General features: G+C 43.2%; 20 protein-coding genes. 13 read left to right on the top strand and 7 right to left on the bottom strand.

Features of this window, described 5'->3' with window-relative positions; all coding sequences use genetic code 11:
- Window positions 1-65: 65 nt before the first annotated feature.
- The 5 genes from AB5062_RS08160 to AB5062_RS08140 form a co-directional block, all read right to left on the bottom strand.
- Window positions 66-608 carry a hypothetical protein gene (locus AB5062_RS08160; RefSeq protein WP_005845164.1) on the bottom strand — a complete coding sequence of 181 codons (543 nt, stop codon included), beginning with the start codon at window positions 606-608 and terminating at the stop codon, window positions 66-68.
- A gap of 153 nt (window positions 609-761) precedes the next feature.
- On the bottom strand, window positions 762-1,583 hold the full coding sequence (lepB, locus tag AB5062_RS08155) for a signal peptidase I (protein WP_005845162.1): 822 nt from the start codon (window positions 1,581-1,583) through the stop codon (window positions 762-764).
- Entirely contained in the window at window positions 1,580-1,810 is a 231-nt protein-coding gene (locus AB5062_RS08150; protein ID WP_011964710.1) for a hypothetical protein, read from the bottom strand. The genes lepB and AB5062_RS08150 overlap by 4 nt, the downstream gene beginning before the upstream one ends.
- Before the next feature lie 344 nt (window positions 1,811-2,154).
- Window positions 2,155-3,219: a hypothetical protein gene (locus AB5062_RS08145; protein ID WP_032952683.1), complete on the bottom strand. Its 1,065-nt coding sequence runs from the start codon at window positions 3,217-3,219 to the stop codon at window positions 2,155-2,157.
- 78 nt (window positions 3,220-3,297) lie between these two features.
- Entirely contained in the window at window positions 3,298-3,558 is a 261-nt protein-coding gene (locus tag AB5062_RS08140) for an NVEALA domain-containing protein (protein WP_008670741.1), read from the bottom strand.
- Window positions 3,559-3,924: 366 nt separating this feature from the next.
- Between AB5062_RS08140 and AB5062_RS08135 the strand changes: the two genes are divergently transcribed.
- The 5 genes from AB5062_RS08135 to AB5062_RS08115 all read left to right on the top strand — a co-directional run bounded on the left by AB5062_RS08135 (window position 3,925) and on the right by AB5062_RS08115 (window position 9,074).
- The gene (locus tag AB5062_RS08135) at window positions 3,925-4,818 is read left to right on the top strand and encodes an electron transfer flavoprotein subunit beta/FixA family protein (RefSeq protein ID WP_005840635.1); all 894 of its coding nucleotides are present in this window, start codon (window positions 3,925-3,927) and stop codon (window positions 4,816-4,818) included.
- Between the two features lie 5 nt (window positions 4,819-4,823).
- Window positions 4,824-5,843, top strand: coding sequence for an electron transfer flavoprotein subunit alpha/FixB family protein (locus AB5062_RS08130; protein WP_005840637.1), 1,020 nt, complete (start codon window positions 4,824-4,826; stop codon window positions 5,841-5,843).
- Between the two features lie 35 nt (window positions 5,844-5,878).
- Window positions 5,879-6,259 carry a four helix bundle protein gene (locus AB5062_RS08125; protein ID WP_005840639.1) on the top strand — a complete coding sequence of 127 codons (381 nt, stop codon included), beginning with the start codon at window positions 5,879-5,881 and terminating at the stop codon, window positions 6,257-6,259.
- A gap of 41 nt (window positions 6,260-6,300) precedes the next feature.
- Window positions 6,301-8,007, top strand: coding sequence for an acyl-CoA dehydrogenase family protein (locus AB5062_RS08120; protein WP_005840641.1), 1,707 nt, complete (start codon window positions 6,301-6,303; stop codon window positions 8,005-8,007).
- 458 nt (window positions 8,008-8,465) lie between these two features.
- The gene (locus tag AB5062_RS08115) at window positions 8,466-9,074 is read left to right on the top strand and encodes a histidine decarboxylase, pyruvoyl type (RefSeq protein WP_022508640.1); all 609 of its coding nucleotides are present in this window, start codon (window positions 8,466-8,468) and stop codon (window positions 9,072-9,074) included.
- A gap of 79 nt (window positions 9,075-9,153) precedes the next feature.
- Here the strand turns inward: AB5062_RS08115 and AB5062_RS08110 are convergent, their stop codons facing one another.
- Window positions 9,154-9,564: a PaaI family thioesterase gene (locus tag AB5062_RS08110; RefSeq protein ID WP_005840645.1), complete on the bottom strand. Its 411-nt coding sequence runs from the start codon at window positions 9,562-9,564 to the stop codon at window positions 9,154-9,156.
- Between the two features lie 27 nt (window positions 9,565-9,591).
- Window positions 9,592-10,680 (bottom strand): DUF2027 domain-containing protein, encoded by a 1,089-nt coding sequence (locus tag AB5062_RS08105; protein ID WP_005840647.1) that lies wholly within the window; start codon window positions 10,678-10,680, stop codon window positions 9,592-9,594.
- Between the two features lie 64 nt (window positions 10,681-10,744).
- On the opposite strand from AB5062_RS08105, the gene AB5062_RS08100 reads away from it, so the two are divergent.
- From AB5062_RS08100 to AB5062_RS08065, 8 genes are all read left to right on the top strand, one after another.
- Window positions 10,745-11,962, top strand: coding sequence for an S-adenosylmethionine:tRNA ribosyltransferase-isomerase (locus AB5062_RS08100; RefSeq protein WP_032952684.1), 1,218 nt, complete (start codon window positions 10,745-10,747; stop codon window positions 11,960-11,962).
- Window positions 11,963-12,487: 525 nt separating this feature from the next.
- The gene (locus tag AB5062_RS08095) at window positions 12,488-14,485 is read left to right on the top strand and encodes a urocanate hydratase (protein ID WP_008670733.1); all 1,998 of its coding nucleotides are present in this window, start codon (window positions 12,488-12,490) and stop codon (window positions 14,483-14,485) included.
- 82 nt (window positions 14,486-14,567) lie between these two features.
- On the top strand, window positions 14,568-15,470 hold the full coding sequence (gene ftcD, locus AB5062_RS08090; protein WP_005852964.1) for a glutamate formimidoyltransferase: 903 nt from the start codon (window positions 14,568-14,570) through the stop codon (window positions 15,468-15,470).
- Between the two features lie 17 nt (window positions 15,471-15,487).
- A complete protein-coding gene (locus AB5062_RS08085; RefSeq protein ID WP_005852962.1) occupies window positions 15,488-15,874 on the top strand; it encodes a GxxExxY protein in 387 nt (128 codons plus the stop codon).
- Between the two features lie 37 nt (window positions 15,875-15,911).
- Window positions 15,912-17,156 (top strand): imidazolonepropionase, encoded by a 1,245-nt coding sequence (hutI, locus tag AB5062_RS08080; RefSeq protein ID WP_005840657.1) that lies wholly within the window; start codon window positions 15,912-15,914, stop codon window positions 17,154-17,156.
- A gap of 20 nt (window positions 17,157-17,176) precedes the next feature.
- The gene (locus AB5062_RS08075) at window positions 17,177-17,800 is read left to right on the top strand and encodes a cyclodeaminase/cyclohydrolase family protein (protein WP_005840658.1); all 624 of its coding nucleotides are present in this window, start codon (window positions 17,177-17,179) and stop codon (window positions 17,798-17,800) included.
- A gap of 34 nt (window positions 17,801-17,834) precedes the next feature.
- Window positions 17,835-19,331 (top strand): histidine ammonia-lyase, encoded by a 1,497-nt coding sequence (hutH, locus tag AB5062_RS08070; protein ID WP_005852958.1) that lies wholly within the window; start codon window positions 17,835-17,837, stop codon window positions 19,329-19,331.
- Between the two features lie 118 nt (window positions 19,332-19,449).
- Entirely contained in the window at window positions 19,450-19,950 is a 501-nt protein-coding gene (locus tag AB5062_RS08065; protein WP_005840662.1) for an NUDIX domain-containing protein, read from the top strand.
- The last annotated feature ends 531 nt before the right edge of the window (window positions 19,951-20,481 follow it).

The following is a 20,481-nucleotide window of genomic DNA, read 5'->3' as shown; positions in this document are numbered from 1 at the left end:
TCAAAAACAAGACAGCCTCTCCTTCTGAGAAGAAAAGGCTGCACCATACAATATGAAAAAAGAAGTTATTTCCCAAACATATTATTTATTAATGACATAGAACCGGTCAGCATACTTCCCAAGACATCCTGGTTGAATGCAATGGAATAGTTTCCGGGAGATAACTGTATATCCATTTGTACGATACCGTTTTTGCCGATTTTCTTCAATTCTTTAGCCTTTATATTATAATAGGCAAAACGGCGGAAACTTTGATACACATCACTCATCTCCACATCTACATGCTGCAATACAGAAGCGCCGCCTGCTACCGTAGGCAGCTCTAATGCCTTTCCATTATCCAACGTCAGGACACACTTACTGTCATTAGGAATTTCCACCTCATGCCCCGACCCGATAGTAACAGCCAGCGAATAACGTATGGTACTTTTATACTGAAATCCAGCGAGTGCCACATATACGTCCATATTATTGGAAACACCCAGATTCATACCCTCGCATACCACTGTACGCACTCCGGTCTGGTTGGTTTCATCATAAATTACCTTTTGTGCCATAGCTCCTATACCCAGAAGCAAAAAGGCGAATAAAAACAATACTTTCTTCATAATTCTTCAGTTATTATTTCATCATACAACAAAAACAAACTCATAATGATGACAATATTAACAAAAACTTTTCATACAACATATATCACAACGCATCATTTATACGTTTTTATCCGAACAAGCATAGAACTATAACCTTTCGCATCTCTTATTTCAATCTACTCTACCGATTCGATTCCAACGAATTGAATTTTGCTCTTCATCTTTTGAAAACCAAATCCATTGTACTACACCCACAATGAAATCATCAGGCACCAATCCCCAATGTCGTGAATCCAATGAATGGTGTATATTGTCTCCCAGCATAAAATAATAATCATGCTTAAACTGATAATTTGTGAAACGATGATTTCCTATAAAATATGCGCTATCTTTATAATCTATTTTCTGTTTAGTCTCCCATTCCATAACACTTCCATATTGGGTAGCAGTCAAACTATTTATCGGGATTTGATCACCTTTGCAAGGTATATAAAGAGGACCGAATTTTTCAGCAGTCCATCCTAACAGGTCATAGTAATTATGATCAAAAGAAAACGTAAGGCTATCCTCGACTAAGGCAGATAATGTAGGCAGGATAATTGCCACAGTGTCACCCGGAAGCCCCACACATCGTTTAGCATAATATTGCATGACATCAAAATGTATTCGATTCTTATATTGCCCGACTGGTGAATTAAAAATGAGAATATCATTTTTTCTTATCCGTCGTATTCCCGGAATACGTTTTATTGATATATGCTTGTTTTTTACCGCATTAAAAACATTAAATATCCTGCCGCCTGCTATCCATTTATTCACTATTACATAGTCACCTTTTATCAGAGTAGGATGCATGGATGCAGTAGGAATCCTGAACGAAGAAAAGGTCGTGATTTGTAACAGCAACCATATCAGAGCAAGTACACAACCATAAAATACAAAGTTTATTAAACGGTCTATCCATTTATTCTTTTCTTTTACCCTCTGGTTCATTCATCACCCTCCACCTCCGGCTTATTATTACAATCACGCAACTGTCCCATATACATCTCTTTTATCCGAGGATGATGCATAGGATTTCCTACTAATATCACTTTATTAGTATTGTCAAGCAAGAATGTCCTAAATTTATCATTCAGTGGAAACTTATTCAGTTTATTAAAGGTATCTTTCAGATCTATACATACAGGATAAATAAAATCTTCTGACTGTAATGTCATTATTAGTTCCTTCCTATTTCTAGGGTGGAAGAAAAAATAAAAGGATACATTCCTAGATGTGACAGAGTCTACCTCCGCTATAAAATTTATCCGTTCCAATAATTGCAATTTGCAACTAAGGCATCCTAATGAGTCTACATAAGTTACAATTTTATAATATGTTGAAGCATAAGGAAACTTATCTAATGTGTCTTTGCCTTGTATGGTAAAGACAGCTCTATCATGAAAGAGAATTTCTTTTCGAGTCCATTCTTTCATCAAAAAAGTCAACTGCTCCTTTTCTGTCCTTTTACACGAGAAGAAACAAAATACCCCAAAAGCCAACAACACATAAAGCAGGATTTTCATAATTTTGCTTTCAGGATATCATCCATCTCAAATATTTCAACATTACATTCCGATTCGCAATTTAACAAGTACAACTGAGGGGTATATTGAGAAAGAAGCACACTCATGCTTTGGTGTTCCAATGCGTACTTGCCTACCAGTTCACCATCGATGGAAAAACCCAGCAAAGTTTTAGGTGTACAGGCTGAATAGTTTTCAAAGGCTTTATAGCATAACTCACCACTATAAGTCACAAAAACATATTTATCATTGGCTGTCAATCCATAAAATCCATCCAAGTTATTCTTCTTTCTTGCAAGATTTGCTTCATAGACATTGCAAACAGGCTCAACAAGCATTTTTTCCCACTTCAAAGTAACATCTTCCTCATCCGATATATCATACCGACAAAGATAACCAAAAAATCTAGATGTAAAATAAAAGCTGTTTTTGTATGAAACCATCTCCCCCTGCAACTGCATAAAATCATTTGCTTCAGTAGTCATTCCCCGCACCGGATGATTACCGAAACGCTTTATTTCTTTAAAATCCCTATCAAAGAGAATGAAAAACTCCTTACCCCCAGACAAAGTCGTCGCCACACTATAACCATTGGACAGTCGACAGAAACGGGTTGTAAAACAACCATCTTTTACTTTAATTTTTTCACTTCCTACATAACGGTAGTCAGCACCCTTTTCCTCCCGTGCATACAATAGGACAGTAGAAGGCAAATTAACAAAATATAAAGTATCGTCCCCCTCTGTTTTTCCAATAAATTCAGCGGCTATAAATTCTCCAGGCCCTTGTCCCCTGCTTCCAAAGCTACCCACTCTTTCGCCTGTCTGTTCCTCTAGAATCTGACAAATAGGTTCACCAGGAAGTTTACAACGTTGAACCATAAGAATTCCACAATCAAGAGAAGAGAATGCAACCAACTCATTGGACATAATTTCTTTATCATAATAAGAGCCATAGATCGGTTTGGCGGGAATAGATAAAAAGTCATTTCCTTTGTTACTGACACAGGAAATTAAAAAAAGGATGGTAACAATCGAATAATACAATTTTATTTTAATCATAATTTTAATACTCTTCAAACGGGACAAAACAAATGCCTAACACCTATTTATTTTGTCCCGTATTACATAAATGCCTAATTACTCAGGAATGGTATATCGATTTACCCAATTCGCTTCCTCACTTGTTTCAATAATAACAGGTTCGCCCGGAGGACCTACAACGAGTTCATAACAACGTGAATTACGTTGATACATACAATCCTTCGTACCTAAAGTCAAGGCCTCCACATTTGACAAAGCTAAATCGGACAATTCTTCTTTGTTTTGAGAACCATACAAAACATAACTTCCACCAACAGCCAATGAGGCAATCAATGCCATTTTAAATGTTCTTTTCATAATATATTTTTTAAAGTTTGAAATAGGGATATCTTATGATGATTCAAAGAGGTATAATGAAAAAGATACCGTCTGTCCCTATCATCAGAAACAGACCGTCCACGAAGGCCATTTAGCTTGATTGTACTTGGAGGTGAATGTTTTCATAGTATCACTTTCTACAAAGAATATAAAAAGTTTCCACTTAAACAAACATTTCCGCTTTTATTCTACAATATAATTATCATAAAAACATTTGTATCCTCCTCGATTCATGCTCACACCTCACCTTTTTGTGCATATTTTCTCCTCATATCCTTTTGTTGCTCAAATTGTTTAAGTAAATTTGTCGCCAGAATATTACTAATACCAAATATATTAAAGTATATGAGTTTAAAAATTGTAGTACTGGCAAAACAAGTTCCCGACACACGCAATGTGGGGAAAGATGCCATGAACGCTGACGGTACTATCAACCGTGCGGCACTTCCGGCCATCTTCAATCCGGAAGACCTGAACGCCTTGGAACAGGCACTCAGACTGAAAGACACACATCCCGGTTCTACGGTAACTATCCTGACCATGGGTCCCGGACGCGCTGCCGAAATCATTCGTGAAGGTTTATACAGAGGAGCAGACAATGGATATTTATTGACCGACCGTGCTTTTGCCGGTGCTGACACGTTGGCCACTTCATACGCCATCGCTACGGCTATCCGCAAAATAGGCGAATGTGACCTGATTATCGGTGGCCGTCAAGCTATCGACGGTGATACCGCACAGGTAGGTCCGCAGGTAGCAGAAAAGCTGGGATTAAGCCAGATTACTTACACCGAAGAAATTCTAAACGTGGACGAAACAGCCCGCCGCATCACCGTAAAACGCCACATTGACGGAGGGGTAGAAACTGTGGAAGGTCCTCTGCCTATTGTACTGACTGTAAACGGAAGTGCAGCTCCCTGCCGTCCGCGCAATGCCAAATTGTTACAGAAATACAAACGCGCTCTCGGCGCACAGGAAAAAGCAGCCATCACTAAAGACGGTTCTGAACTGCCTTACGCTGAACTATATGAGAAATTCCCTTACCTGAATATCACTGAATGGAGTGTGGCCGATGTAGAAGGAGACACCAAGCAGTGCGGTCTGTCAGGCTCTCCCACCAAAGTGAAGAAGATTGAAAACATCGTCTTCCAGGCAAAAGAAAGCAAGACCATGACAGGAAGCGACCAGGATGTGGAAGGATTGATTGTCGAACTGTTAGCTAACCATACAATAGGATAACGATTATGAATAATGTATTTGTATATTGCGAGATTGAAGGCACAACAGTGGCCGATGTGAGTCTCGAACTTTTAACCAAAGGTCGTAAATTAGCTAATCAGTTAGGATGCCAGCTTGAGGCAATCGCTGCCGGAACCGGCCTTGCAGGAATTGAAAAACAAGTATTGCCCTACGGAGTAGACAAACTTCATGTATTCGATGCTCCGGGTCTGTTCCCTTATACTTCACTGCCCCACACTTCCATTTTGGTGAATCTGTTCAAAGAGGAAAAACCACAAATCTGTCTGATGGGCGCTACTGTTATCGGCCGCGATCTGGGACCGCGTGTATCTTCCGCATTGACCAGCGGACTGACTGCCGACTGTACCCAGTTGGAAATCGGTACCCACGAAGACAAGAAGAACGGCATCACCTATGAAAATCTGTTGTATCAGATTCGTCCCGCCTTCGGTGGTAACATCGTTGCAACCATTGTCAACCCCGAGCACCGCCCACAGATGGCGACCGTTCGTGAGGGAGTGATGAAGAAAGAGATTCTGGATGAAAATTATAAGGGTGAAGTGGTGAACCACGACGTTGCCAAGTTTGTTCCTGAAACAGACTATGTAGTCAAAGTCATTGACCGTCACGTAGAAAAAGCCAAACATAACCTGAAAGGCGCACCTATCGTGATTGCCGGAGGCTATGGCATGGGATCTAAAGAAGGTTTTGACAAATTGTTCGAACTGGCCAAAGAACTTCACGCCGAAGTAGGTGCCAGCCGTGCAGCTGTCGATGCAGGTTATGCAGACCATGACCGCCAGATTGGCCAGACGGGTGTAACCGTCCGTCCCAAACTGTATATTGCTTGCGGTATCTCCGGACAAATCCAGCACATCGCAGGTATGCAGGATGCAGGTATCATCATCTCTGTAAACAGTGACCCGAACGCTCCGATCAACACCATTGCCGATTATGTGATTAACGGCACTGTGGAAGAAGTCGTTCCGAAATTGATTAAGTATTATAAAAAGAATTCAAAGTAGTCAGTAGTAGTCATAAGTAGTCAAAGTAGAAAAAAATGAAAAGTCAATCCTTTGAACAACTGATTGTTTGGCAAAAGGCACATTCGTATGTATTGGCCATTTACAAAATAACCAAGCAATATCCCAAAGAGGAATTATTCTGCTTGGTTAACCAGATGCGCCGTGCAGCAGCCTCTATCACTGCAAATATAGCGGAAGGATATGCTAAAATCAGCTCAAAGGACAAACTGCGTTTCTATAACATTTCACAAGGTTCGTTGGAAGAAACACGCAATTTCATTATCCTGTCGAAAGATTTAGGATACATCACATTGCAAGACAAAGAACAATTAGGCATACAAGCGGCCGAAATCAGCCGCCTGCTAAACGCCTACTGCATAGCCTTGTTGAAAAATGTATCGCCACCCACTACTTAACTACCCTTAGCTACTATTAACCACTCTAACTACTAAAAATTATGGCAAACTTTTATACCGATATACCGGAACTCAAGTATCACTTGAACAATCCGATGATGGAGCGCATCTGCCAACTGAAAGAGCGCGACTATAGAGATAAAGACGAGTTCGACTATGCACCGCAGGATTATGCCGATGCCATGGACTCTTACGATAAAATTCTGGAAATCACAGGTGAGATTACAGGTGAAACCATCGCTCCCAATGCCGAAGGAGTGGACGAAGAAGGTCCTCACTGCGGAAACGGACGTGTGGAATATGCTTCAGGAACCAAACAAAACCTGGATGCGATGGTCAAAGCCGGACTGAACGGCATGACCATGCCCCGTCGTTTCGGTGGCTTGAACTTCCCCATCACCCCCTACACCATGTGCGCGGAAATTGTTGCCGCCGCCGATGCAGGTTTCGGAAACATCTGGTCTTTGCAAGACTGTATTGAAACGCTGTATGAATTCGGTAACGAAGACCAGCACAGCCGTTTCATTCCCCGTATTTGTGCAGGTGAAACCATGTCTATGGACTTGACCGAACCCGATGCCGGTTCCGACCTTCAGTCAGTAATGCTGAAAGCTACTTTCGATGAAGCCAACAACTGCTGGCGTCTGAACGGTGTGAAACGTTTCATCACTAACGGTGACGCTAATCTTCACCTGGTATTGGCACGTAGCGAAGAAGGAACCAAAGACGGACGTGGTTTGTCTATGTTCATCTATGACAAAAACGAAGGAGGTGTAGATGTACGCCGCATCGAAAATAAATTAGGTATCCACGGCTCTCCTACCTGCGAACTGGTTTACAAGAACGCGAAAGCCGAACTTTGCGGTGACCGTAAGCTCGGTTTGATAAAATACGTTATGGCATTGATGAATGGTGCGCGTCTGGGTATCGCTGCCCAGTCAGTAGGTTTGTCACAAGCTGCTTACAACGAAGGATTGGCATACGCCAAAGAACGTAAGCAGTTCGGAAAAGCCATCATCGATTTCCCGGCAGTATATGACATGCTGTCTATCATGAAAGCCAAACTGGATGCAGGCCGTGCATTGCTTTACCAGACTTCACGCTATGTGGATATTTACAAAGCATTGGATGATATTGCCCGCGAACGCAAACTGACTCCTGAAGAACGTCAGGAACAAAAAGTCTACGCCAAGCTAGCAGACAGCTTTACTCCGCTTTCCAAGGGTATGAACTCTGAATATGCCAACCAGAATGCATACGATTGTATCCAGATTCACGGTGGTTCAGGTTTCATGATGGAATATGCTTGCCAGCGTATCTATCGCGATGCACGCATCACCAGCATTTACGAAGGAACGACCCAGTTGCAGACTGTAGCCGCTATCCGTTATGTAACCAACGGTTCTTATATCGCAACCTTGCGTAATTATGAAGCTATTCCTTGCAGTGAAGATATGCAACCGCTGATGGACCGCGTGAAAGAAATGGCCAACAAATTTGACGCATGCACCAATGCGGTAAAAGAGGCCCAGAATCAAGAGTTACTTGATTTCGTTGCACGCCGTCTTTATGAAATGGCTGCCGTATGTATCATGTCACATCTTCTTATCCAAGATGCGACAAAAGCACCTGAATTGTTCGCCAAATCGGCCCATGTATATGTAAACTATGCAGAAGCTGAAATAGAAAAGCATTTCAATTTCATCCGTAAATTCAAAGCAGATGATTTAGCTGACTATCGTTTGTAAACTTCATTCCATTCTATAAAACGACGTTCTATTCTTCACGGAGTAGAACGTCGTTTATAGTATAAGATTTACTTTTAAACACATACTGATGCAAAATCAAAAACGCCCGTTTCACAACGAGCGTTTTCCTTATAAACAAAGCCTCAGCCGACCTTATTTACTAACAAACTTATTATTAACGTATTTATAAACTGCCTCTTCATATCCTTCCTACAACTATATCAATCCCTCTATCCAGACAAACTAATAATCCGTCTACCTTTCTACTACCCGATCTTGATTCTCAAACTTTTTCTTTTTCCAAAAGTAAAATTAAAGCTTTATCATCATTGGAACAAGAGTTATCGACCAATCTCCTTATTTCATCTATTAACACCCGTTTTTGTTCCTTATCACACTATTTCGAACTTTTCTTTCCACCTACTGTTATGAGAGAAACTTATTAAAAACCTTGACTTATGAAAGAATTAGAATTAACCAGTAACGCCGCTTTGACGGATGCGGTATATGAAACCGCCCTGAACGGCTCATTTCTTGAAGTTAAACTTGTAGCAGGTTCCGTGGGCGATGACGAACCTAGAGGAATACAACCGGAATATGAATGTTATCACATCAGCTATCCGGACAAAAAAGACACAATTTTGTTCGAGCAACCTTTGGATGCTGCCGATGACAAAGTAACCGTATATGATTTGGGAAAGAAAATCAAATCCATAGAAGGCTGTTGCCACAAGACACTGACAAAAGGCGAAAGCCGCACAGCCACAGCACGTAAAGTAGTTGCTCATGGTCCTATGTGGATTTATGTGGCTATTGCTGTCGGGATGGATAAAGCAGGCACCGAATCACCTTTTATGATCGTCCAAGGAGCAGGCACTTACGGTTCTGAAGATACGACCGAGAACGAAATGATAGGTTATGCTAACGGACGTATTCATGAAATGACAGCTTTGCTTGTCCGCCGTGCGCGTTTGGAAAAACTGCATCTGGCAAGCATACGCGCAGGCTACAAATATTTATTCGTAGAACCGGGAAGAATAGGAAAGGCTAAAGTCAAAGAAGGATAAGCCCCCTTGTCTTCACTGATAACCATCATTTTAAAAGCCTGTTGCCTTCTTTCAACAACAGGCTTTTATCTATTATAAATTATTCTAACGCATCTACCGGCAAATCAGACTCTTTACGATACCCCGATGAAGTAAATACAGCTATCAGCTCCCCCTGTCCGTCTGTTATCTTTACTTCAACAAAAGGAATACGATGATGATTAAATACTTCAACAGCCTCAGCATACACGTAACCCAACTTAGCAGGACGGAGAAAAGTAATATTGGCATTCACAGAAAGTGTAAGTTTCTTACGGCTGTTCGCTACAGCTGCAAAAGCCAGATCGGCCAATGTAAACAAGGCGCCGCCTTGACATACTCCTCCACCATTCAGATGCCGGTCGGTCACCTCCATACACGCACGGGCATACCCCGGCTTTATCTCAAGAAGTTCCACTCCCGCACAAGTAGCAAAACGATCCGCTTTCAAAAATTCTTTTAATGTTGCCATATCACAATTTATATGAATAAGAAAGTCTTAATGAATAATCACCATGGTAGCCCCGAAACCATATTCACGGAACGAAGCATCCTGACTTTCATAGTTTTTATATTTATATTTTAACTCCTGCAGGATAGCTTTGCGTAACACACCATCCCCCTTACCATGAATAAAGACAATCTTCTGTCCCTTCTTGTTCTTGCATTCTTCCAAAGTCTTACGAAAAACGTCCAATTGATAATTCAATATCTCGCTGTTGCTCATACCGGCAGTCGTATCCAGTAACTCATGAGCATGGAGATCAACCTCCATGATATCGTTCTTCACCTTTTTCTGCTGGGGCTGCTTCGCTACCTGCGGTTCCGGCACTTTTTTTTGCAATAATGCATCTTTTATATCATCTGCCGAAACAAACACCTGTTTTACCGGAACATCATTTTTCACTATATCGTAAATAAGTGACGGCTCCTCAAAGAAAATACTCTCACGGAAAGTATGCAATTTATAAAACTTCACTGTATCTATGCGCAATTCCACAGACACGGCAGGCTTGAACAGAAAACTCTTGTTATCCTTAAAAGCGATAAGCTGCACGGCCACCCGTTCCAATTCATTCAAAACGCTTTTCTCGAACTCCTCGATATAAAACTTCGTATTCGGTTCCACCATGCCATGGCTGCGCACCCGCCAGTTACTACCTTCGGCTGTAAGATAAGTAAAGTATAAGGTGAAATTGCTGTCGTTGATAAGATATGCATCAAATGCCGTTGCAGAAATAGCTTTGAGATCCTGTGGCACAAAAGCCAGCATCACATTCAGAATATCCCCTCCCTTTCGCTCAGCCGGGCGATAAGTGACAGGACGTTCATCCTCCTCTTCATCCGGACGCACCTTGACTGACGCTCCTTTTGCCTTTGCACCGGCAACCTCCTGTTTAGGAGCCGGAGCAACAGGTTTACGCTTCATATTATAATCATCCGTGTCAATCACCACACACTCCTTTATGGGCATCGGAATATCGAAGCCATCGGCATCTTCTACCAAAACCATATCTTTTCCTTGAAATCCGGTCACAACACCGCCCCCTACCTCACTAAGGAAACGGACTTTATCTCCTATTTTCATACTCTTTTCTTTTTTAGTTAGCGCAAATATCGGTACTTTTGCGCAGAAAAAGAAATAGATTCAGATGGAAGATACCAAACATATCAAAATAAGTGAGTTCAACTACCCGCTACCCGATGAACGGATCGCCAAATTCCCCCTTGCCACGCGCGACCAGTCCAAACTGCTAGTTTACCGCCACGGCGAAGTGAGCGAAGACATCTTTACGTCTTTGCCACACTATCTGGAATCCGGAGAACTGATGATATTCAATAATACCAAAGTGATTCAAGCCCGTCTGCATTTCCGTAAAGAAACCGGAGCATTAATAGAAGTATTCTGCCTGGAACCTGTCCAGCCCAATGACTATGTGTTAAACTTCCAGCAAACACGACAATGCAGCTGGTTATGCATGATAGGTAATCTGAAAAAATGGAAAGAAGGTACGTTGAGCCGCATAGTAAATGTAAAAGGCAAACAAATAGTCCTGTCCGCCACCCGTGGAGAGTGCAAGGGAACCAGCCATTGGATTGATTTCTCATGGGATGATGACACAATTACCTTTGCCGACCTGCTGGAAGTGGCAGGTGAACTGCCCATCCCTCCCTATCTGAACCGTGAGACACAAGAAAGCGACAAGGAAACTTATCAGACGGTTTACTCCAAAATAAAAGGTTCTGTCGCCGCTCCCACCGCAGGACTTCATTTTACGGAAAGAGTACTGGCAGCGCTGGACGAACGGGGAATTGACCGGGAGGAACTGACTTTACACGTAGGTGCAGGAACTTTCAAGCCCGTAAAAAGTGAAGAGATAGAAGGACATGAAATGCATACGGAATACATTTCTGTAAGCAAGCATACCATTGAAAAACTAATCGCCCATAATGGAAAAGCCATTGCGGTAGGAACCACTTCGGTACGTACCCTGGAAAGTCTTTATTATATCGGCGTCCTTATCAGCCACAATCCCGATGCCACTCAGGACGAATTGCATGTACAGCAATGGATGCCCTACGAAGATAAGAATGACCTGACTCCGGTGGAAGCACTGCAACAGATTCTGAATTATCTGAACCGACACGAAATGGAAGCGTTGCATAGCAGTACTCAGATTATCATCGCGCCGGGATATACATACAAAATAGTCAAGAAGATGGTTACCAATTTCCATCAGCCGCAAAGTACATTGCTGCTATTGGTTTCCGCCTTTGTGAAAGGAAACTGGCGAAGGATTTATGATTATGCACTGGGCCATGATTTCAGGTTTCTGAGCTACGGAGACAGTTCGCTGCTGATACCCTAAGACTTCATCACGGATATAAAGCCTTTTTTCCGTATCACCAAACGTTTTCTACTATATGGCTAAGGCTTTTCTTCCTGCTTGTTTTATCTCCGCAAGCCTTTGGAGTTATCTCCCAAGGCTTGGGAGTTAACTCCAAAGCTTATGGAGATAACTCCAAAGGCTATGGAGATAGAATACATCCGTATAAAAAGGCTTAATCTGGAGAAAGAAAAAACTTATGCAATAGGCTGTGATATGATAGACATTCATTTATTCCGCCGGTAGGTTCTTACTTAAAAAAATCCAAAGAAAGATATAAACGGGAAAATAAGAACCAGCTTCCACTAAATTTCTACCGCCCCCTTTATTTACTATACACAAGAACAGGAAACCTACTTTGTCATTATGGCAAGCTTTTTATATCCGTGTGCGTTTACCTTTACATCAAGTCTATAGATAAAAAACAACTTTATGTCACTAAACATATCTCCAAACCCATAGTATTCCAATCGTTTTGCTATCTTTGTGACAAAACACTTACATACTATGACTATCACTCTATCTACTGATTTACCTGCCTATCCTACATTCACGGAAGGCATCCGCCGTGCTCCCGACCGGGGCTACCGCTTGACACCCGCCCAAACGGAAACGGCATTGAGGAATGCATTGCGATACATTCCGGTGGAACTGCATGAGCAACTTGCTCCCGAATTGATGGATGAACTGCTCACCCGGGGTAAAATCTACGGTTACCGCTTCCGACCCGAAGGTGACTTGAAAGCAAAGCCCATTGACGAATATAAAGGAAACTGTATCGAAGGAAAAGCGTTTCAAGTAATGATAGACAACAATCTTTCATTTGATATCGCCCTCTATCCTTACGAACTGGTGACCTACGGCGAAACCGGACAAGTTTGTCAAAACTGGATGCAATACCGGCTTATCAAGCAGTATCTGGAGGTTATGACGAATGAACAAACCCTGGTCGTAGAAAGCGGCCACCCGTTGGGATTATTCAAATCACATCCCGAAGCTCCCCGTGTTATTATCACCAATTCCATGATGGTAGGCATGTTCGACAACCAGAAAGACTGGGAAATAGCCGCACAGATGGGAGTAGCCAATTATGGACAGATGACCGCCGGAGGCTGGATGTACATCGGTCCGCAAGGTATTGTACACGGCACGTTCAACACCCTATTAAATGCCGGCCGCATGAAATTAGGAGTGCCGCAGGACGGCAACCTGAACGGCCATCTTTTCGTATCCTCCGGATTGGGCGGAATGAGCGGAGCCCAACCCAAAGCAGCCGAGATAGCCGGAGCAGTGGCCATTATAGCCGAGGTGGATTATTCACGCATAGAAACCCGCCACCGCCAAGGGTGGGTACAGCATATCACATCCGATTTGTCTGAAGCCTACCGGCTGGCTGCCGATGCCATAGACCGACGAATCCCCTGTTCCATAGCCTACCATGGCAATGTAGTCAATCTGTTGGAGTATGCATTGCATCACAACATCCACATCGAACTTCTCAGTGACCAGACTTCCTGCCATGCCGTTTACGAAGGCGGCTATTGTCCTGCAGGCATTTCCTTCGAAGAACGTACCCGTATGCTGAAAGAAGACAGAGAAACTTTCGATGAAATGGTGAACGAAACTTTGCGCCGCCATTTCCATGTTATCAAGGAACTGGTGGCACGGGGCACTTATTTCTTCGATTATGGCAATTCTTTCATGAAAGCGATTTATGACGCCGGAGTGAAAGAAATCTCACGCAATGGAACAGACGAGAAGGATGGATTCATCTGGCCGTCCTATGTAGAGGATATCATGGGGCCTCAACTTTTCGATTATGGTTACGGCCCCTTCCGCTGGGTATGCCTGAGCGGGAAAAAGGAAGATTTGATAAAGACCGACCGTGCCGCTATGGAGTGTATCCCTAAAGATCGCCGCGGACAGGATATGGACAACTGGATATGGATTCGCGACGCCGAAAAGAATAACCTGGTGGTAGGGACCCAAGCACGCATTCTGTATCAAGACGCACTGGGACGTATGAATATAGCACTGCGTTTCAATGAAATGGTACGCCGGGGCGAGGTAGGTCCTATCATGTTGGGACGTGACCACCACGATGTAAGCGGTACCGACTCTCCTTTCCGGGAAACCTCCAATATCAAGGACGGCAGCAATGTAATGGCAGATATGGCTGTGCAATGCTTTGCCGGAAATTGTGCCCGGGGCATGAGCCTTGTCGCTTTGCACAATGGAGGCGGTGTAGGTATAGGTAAAGCCATCAATGGCGGATTCGGAATGGTATGCGACGGCAGTGAACGGGTAGACCGTATTCTCCGCTCATCCATGTTATGGGATGTAATGGGAGGAGTGGCACGCCGCTCGTGGGCACGCAACCCGCATGCCATGGAAACTTCGGCGGAATTCAACGAGAGCCATGCCGATGGTTATCACATCACCCTGCCGCATATAGCGGAAGATGACCTTATTAATAAGGTATTGAAAAATAAAGGAATCAACTAACCAAAAACCGGAACACCATGGATGCAACTGTTTCATTCATCCGCATCCATGGATGTTCCCTATAAACCAAATTCTAAAGAGTATGAGCTGGACAAAAATTATGGAATGCGTCCCCAACTTCAGCGAGGGACGTGACTTACAGAAAATAGACGAGATTGTATCTCCGTTTCGTGCCAAGGCAGGCGTAAAATTATTGGATTATAGTAACGATGAAGACCACAACCGGCTGGTAGTTACCGTTGTTGGAGAGCCGGACGCCTTGAAAGAAGCCGTGATAGAAGCTATCGGTATAGCAGTAGAACTGATTGACCTGAACCATCACCAAGGACAGCACCCCCGTATGGGAGCTGTAGATGTAGTTCCATTCATTCCCATCAAAGGATGTACCATGGAAGATGCTATAGCGGTGTCCAAAGAAGTGGGGCAACGGGTGGCCTCTCAATATAATCTCCCTGTATTCTTGTATGAAAAATCAGCTAGTGCACCACATCGTGAAAATCTCGCTGCCATCCGTAAAGGAGAATTCGAGGGAATGAAGGAAAAGATTCACCAACCCGAATGGCATCCCGATTTTGGTCCTGCGGAACGTCACCCCACTGCCGGAACTGTAGCCATCGGAGCCCGTATGCCCTTAGTGGCCTACAATATAAATCTCAATACTCCCAGCCTGGAAATAGCGCATGACATTGCCAAGAAAATCCGTTTTATCGGTGGCGGACTGCGCTATTGCAAGGCCATGGGCGTAGAACTGAAGGACCGGGGTATCACCCAGGTATCCATGAATCTTACCGACTATAGCAAAACCGCTATCTACCGGGCATTCGAAATGGTACGTTTTGAAGCCAAACGCTACGGAGTAAGCATCATCGGCAGCGAAATCGTAGGACTTGTTCCTATGGAGGCCTTGATAGACACTGCCTCTTACTACCTGGGATTGGAAAACTTCTCCATGCAACAAGTGCTGGAAGCGCAGATTATGGAATAATATAGAATAGAACGCAAATGACACAAATGACGCAAATAGCAAGTCAAGAAGATGTAGATAAAATATTAAAAGCATTTTATCTAGTGTACAACACATTAGGATATGGATTCTTGGAAAGGGTTTATCAAAATGCCCTCTACTTTGAATTGATAGAGCAAGGTTTTAAATGTGAAGTGCAAAAGCAAATCAATGTATTTTATAAAAATCATAAAGTGGGTGAATATTATGCCGACATGGTGATCAACAACTCCATCATATTAGAACTGAAAGCGGCTGATGCTTTACGTCCCGAACATGAATTTCAACTGATAAACTATCTGAAAGCCACAGACATAGAGATAGGCTATCTATTAAACTTCGGAAAGCATCCTGAATTTAAAAGAAAAATATTCAGTCACCATTGATATTTGTGTCATTTGCGTTCCATTAAAACTAACAACTATGAGCAACAACTTGATTATCATCAATGCCCACATCGTTACTCCGCAAGGCAGAACCGCCCGGAAAGGAGAAGCCATGAACGAACTTCTCAACATTCCTTGCGGAACGGTAAGAGTAACCGACGGCATTATTACCTATGTTGGCGAAAACCGTATAAGCCATGAAAAGCCCGGCTATAAAGTGCTTGACGCCAGAGGGAATGTATTGTTGCCGGGATTCGTTGACTCTCATACCCATTTGGTTTTCGGAGGATTTCGCCCCGACGAATTCATCTGGCGGCTCAACGGCGACAGTTATATGAGCATCATGGAACGTGGCGGAGGCATTATCAATACTGTACGTGCCACCCGGGAAGCCTCCTTTGAAGAACTGAAACATAAAGCCGAATGGTTTCTGGATACCATGAGCCGGATGGGGGTCACCACAGTGGAAGGAAAAAGCGGATATGGCCTGGATCGTGATACAGAACTGAAACAGCTCAGTGTCATGCAAGCTATCAATGAATGTCCCGACCGGAAAGTAGATATCGCCACCACTTTTTTAGGTGCTCACGCCTTACCCGAAGAATACAAAGGGCGAAGTGACGCATATATTGATTTTCTGATTAACGAAATGTTGCCCATGATCCATCAGAAACAATTGGCCGAAAATTGCGATATTTTCTGTGAAAAAGGAGTATTCACTGTGGAACAGTCTCGAAAGCTATTGAAAGCTGCGCAAGCTCTAGGCTTCGGCGCCAAGCTACACGCTGATGAAATTGTCAGCTTTGGAGGAGCAGAACTGGCAGGAGAATTGAAGGCCCTCAGCGCCGACCATCTGTTGCAAGCATCCGATGAAGGCATAAAAGCCCTGGCACAAAATAATGTAGTAGCCACTCTGTTGCCACTAACTGCCTTTACACTAAAAGAGCCCTACGCCCGTGGCAGGAAAATGATAGACAGCGGCTGTGCCGTAGCCCTTGCCACCGATCTAAATCCAGGCAGCTGTTTCTCCGGATCCATCCCGCTGACTTTTGCTCTGGCCTGCATCTATATGAAACTGACCGTTGCCGAAGCTATCACAGCCATCACACTGAACGGTGCGGCAGCCCTCGGACGCGCCGACCGCATCGGAAGCATAGAAGCCGGAAAACAGGGAGACTTTGTTTTACTGGGAACCGACAACCCCCATATATTACCTTATTATACAGGTATGAACGCAGTGAAGCTGACCATCAAAGGAGGACGTATTCTACATTCAAATTAACCAATTAAATACTAATAGCCATGTTAACAGAACTTACCATCAAAGAATTTATCAATAAAGTACTCAGTAATGATCCTGTCCCCGGTGGCGGCAGTGTCTCGGCACTCAATGGAGCCCTTGCCACCTCACTGGCAGCTATGGTAGCCAATCTTACCATAGGCCGCAAGAAATATGTAGAAGTGAACGAAATAATGGAAGATCTTTCTGTGCGTTTCGAAGAGCTCACCCGCCAGCTGATAACCGATGTAGACCGTGATTCGGAAGCATACGACCGTGTTTTCTCTGCATTCAAACTTCCGAAAGAAACGGATGAAGAAAAGGCTATCCGCAGTGAAGCCATACAGAAGGAAACCAAATATGCCGCCCAAGTGCCTATGGAGGTGGCACGTACCGTCCATTCCATTCTGCCCATGATTGATGTGGTAGCCAGAAAAGGGAACAGCAACGCTGTAACCGATGCCTGTGTATCCATGATGTGTGCCCGGACTGCCATTCTGGGAGCCTTGCTGAATGTACGTATCAACCTCACTTCTATCAAAGACGAAAAATTCGTCAAAGAGATGAGTGAAGAAGCCGATATGATAGAACAGACGACCATTGCCGAAGAACAGAAAATACTGGACTATGTGAAAACCATTTTTTAATCCCAACCTCCGCGGTTAAAAAAAGAATCAGACCATGAAGAATGTATATCAAATAGGTTCGGGTGACCTCACTTTTGACATCATCGAACGTATTATCAATGAAAATCTGAAATTGGAACTGGCTCCTGAAGCCAAAGACCGGATTCAGAAATGCCGGGATTACCTGGACAAAAAGATCAAGGAATCCGATGTCCCTCTCTATGGCATCACGACAGGATTCGGCAGCCTGTGCAACCGTAATATTTCTTCCGATGAACTGAGTACTTTGCAAGAGAACCTGGTGAAAAGCCATGCTTGCAGTGTAGGCGCAGAAATGCCCCATGTCATTGTGAAGCTGATGTTTTTATTAAAAGCTCATGCTCTTTCTTTGGGACACAGTGGCGTACAAGTCATTACTGTACAGCGCATTATCGACTTTTTCAATAACGATGTAATGCCCATTGTCTACGACCGCGGTTCATTGGGAGCTTCAGGAGATCTTGCCCCGCTCGCCAATCTCTTCCTTCCGTTGATCGGCGTAGGCGACGTGTATTATAAAGGCAAACGCTGCGAAGCTATCAGCGTGCTTGATGAGTTTGGTTGGGAACCAGTCAAATTGAAAAGCAAAGAAGGACTGGCCTTGCTCAATGGTACCCAGTTTATGAGTGCCAACGGAGTGTATGCCATACTCAAAGCCTTCCGTCTTTCCAAGAAAGCCGACCTCATTGCCGCCATCTCCCTGGAAGCCTTTGACGGCCGCATCGATCCGTTCATGGACTGTATCCAACAAATGCGTCCGCATAAAGGCCAGATAGAAACCGGAGCCGCATTCCGAAGAATACTGGAAGGCAGTGAAATCATCGCACAGCCCAAACAACACGTACAAGACCCCTATTCGTTCCGTTGCATCCCACAAGTTCATGGTGCTACCAAAGATGCCATCAACCACGTAGCTTCAGTACTGTTGACCGAGATAAATTCAGTTACCGATAACCCCACTATCTTCCCCGATGAAGACCTTATCATTTCAGGTGGCAACTTCCACGGACAGCCCCTGGCACTGGTATATGATTATCTTGCCATTGCTATGGCCGAACTGGGAAACATATCTGAACGGCGTGTGGCACAACTCATTATGGGACTTCGCGGATTGCCCGAATTTCTGGTTGCCAATCCGGGACTTAATTCTGGTTTCATGATTCCCCAATATGCGGCTGCCAGCATGGTAAGCCAGAATAAAATGTACTGTTATGCCGCCAGCAGCGACTCCATAGTATCCAGCAACGGACAGGAAGACCATGTAAGTATGGGAGCCAATGCTGCAACCAAGCTTTACAAAGTGATGGACAATCTGGAACATATACTTGCCATCGAATTAATGAACGCTGCCCAAGGACTGGATTTCCGCCGTCCGCTCCGCAGTTCACCGTTTATTGAAAAGTTTCTCGCCACCTACCGCAACGAGGTACCTTTTATAAAAGAAGATATTGTGATGTATAAGGAAATACATAAAACTGTAGCTTTTTTAAAACGGCATCAAGTAAACTATTAAACGGCATTTCGGACTCGGATTATAAAGGTTTCACATCCCTTTTTACTATTAAAGACTATAAGATCCATATAATCCGAGCCCGAATTCATATCTTTGCAGTAACAAAAAAATAGCGAAGATGAATTACGATAATAAAGAAGAAATGTTTCCTATAGTAGATGAACAAGGAAACATAACAGGAGCTGCAACCCGTGGAGAATGTCATAATGGAAGTAAATTGCTACATCCGGTAGTCCACTTACATGTATTCAACAGTAAAGGCGAACTCTATTTGCAAAAGCGTCCTGACTGGAAAGATATCCAACCAGGCAAATGGGACACAGCCGTAGGCGGACACATAGATTTAGGTGAAAATGTGGAAACAGCCTTGAAACGTGAAGTAAAAGAAGAACTGGGCATCACCGACTTTACTCCCGAATTACTGACTAGCTATGTATTCGAATCCACCCGGGAAAAAGAATTGGTATTCTCACATAAAACCACTTATGACGGTCCCATTATTCCCAGCGAGGAACTGGATGGCGGCCGTTTTTGGTCACTAGAAGAGATCAGAAGCAATATTGGAAAAGAAATATTTACACCTAATTTTGAGAATGAATTTCAGAAGCTGGGCTTCTGAAATAGTTTTTTAATGAAAAGTGGCAAATTCTTGATGCAGGTCAAGAATTTGCCACTTTTGCATACATTTTATCTTTATCAGAGTACAATCTAGAACAAAACAGCATAATTTTGTGTTGTAAAACATAAAAAGAAAGGATAACGAGATTATGAAAAAGGTAAAAAGTATTTTTAAGAAAGCCCTTGCTATGATGGGTGAAAACGAAGTAAAAGCTTGGGGTATAGGGATTAAGTAAGAAAACACCCTATTTTTTAATCAAAGAAAGGATAACATTATGAAGAAGTTGAAGGAGATCATCAAAGCAGGTCTCAAAGATATGGGAAATGACGCCCTCCGTGCTTGGGGGGTACGATACAAAGTAAAAGATACAAAGGATTAGTTTTTAACGTTTTTAAAAAAGGGTAACAGGATGAAAAGAGTAAAAAGTTTTTTCAAAGGATATATGAGGGCTATTGAAATTAATGCCGCATTAATGTATGGTTATAGACCTAAATAAAAACCGTACTTTTTGATTGAGGGAATTGAATTACC

It is taken from the genome of Phocaeicola sp. RTP21359st1_B8_RTP21360_211022, from assembly GCF_040911965.1.
Lineage (GTDB): Bacteria > Bacteroidota > Bacteroidia > Bacteroidales > Bacteroidaceae > Phocaeicola > Phocaeicola vulgatus.
The sequence above is the reverse complement of the archived record's forward strand: the minus strand, read 5'-3'. Positions and strand labels throughout refer to the sequence as shown.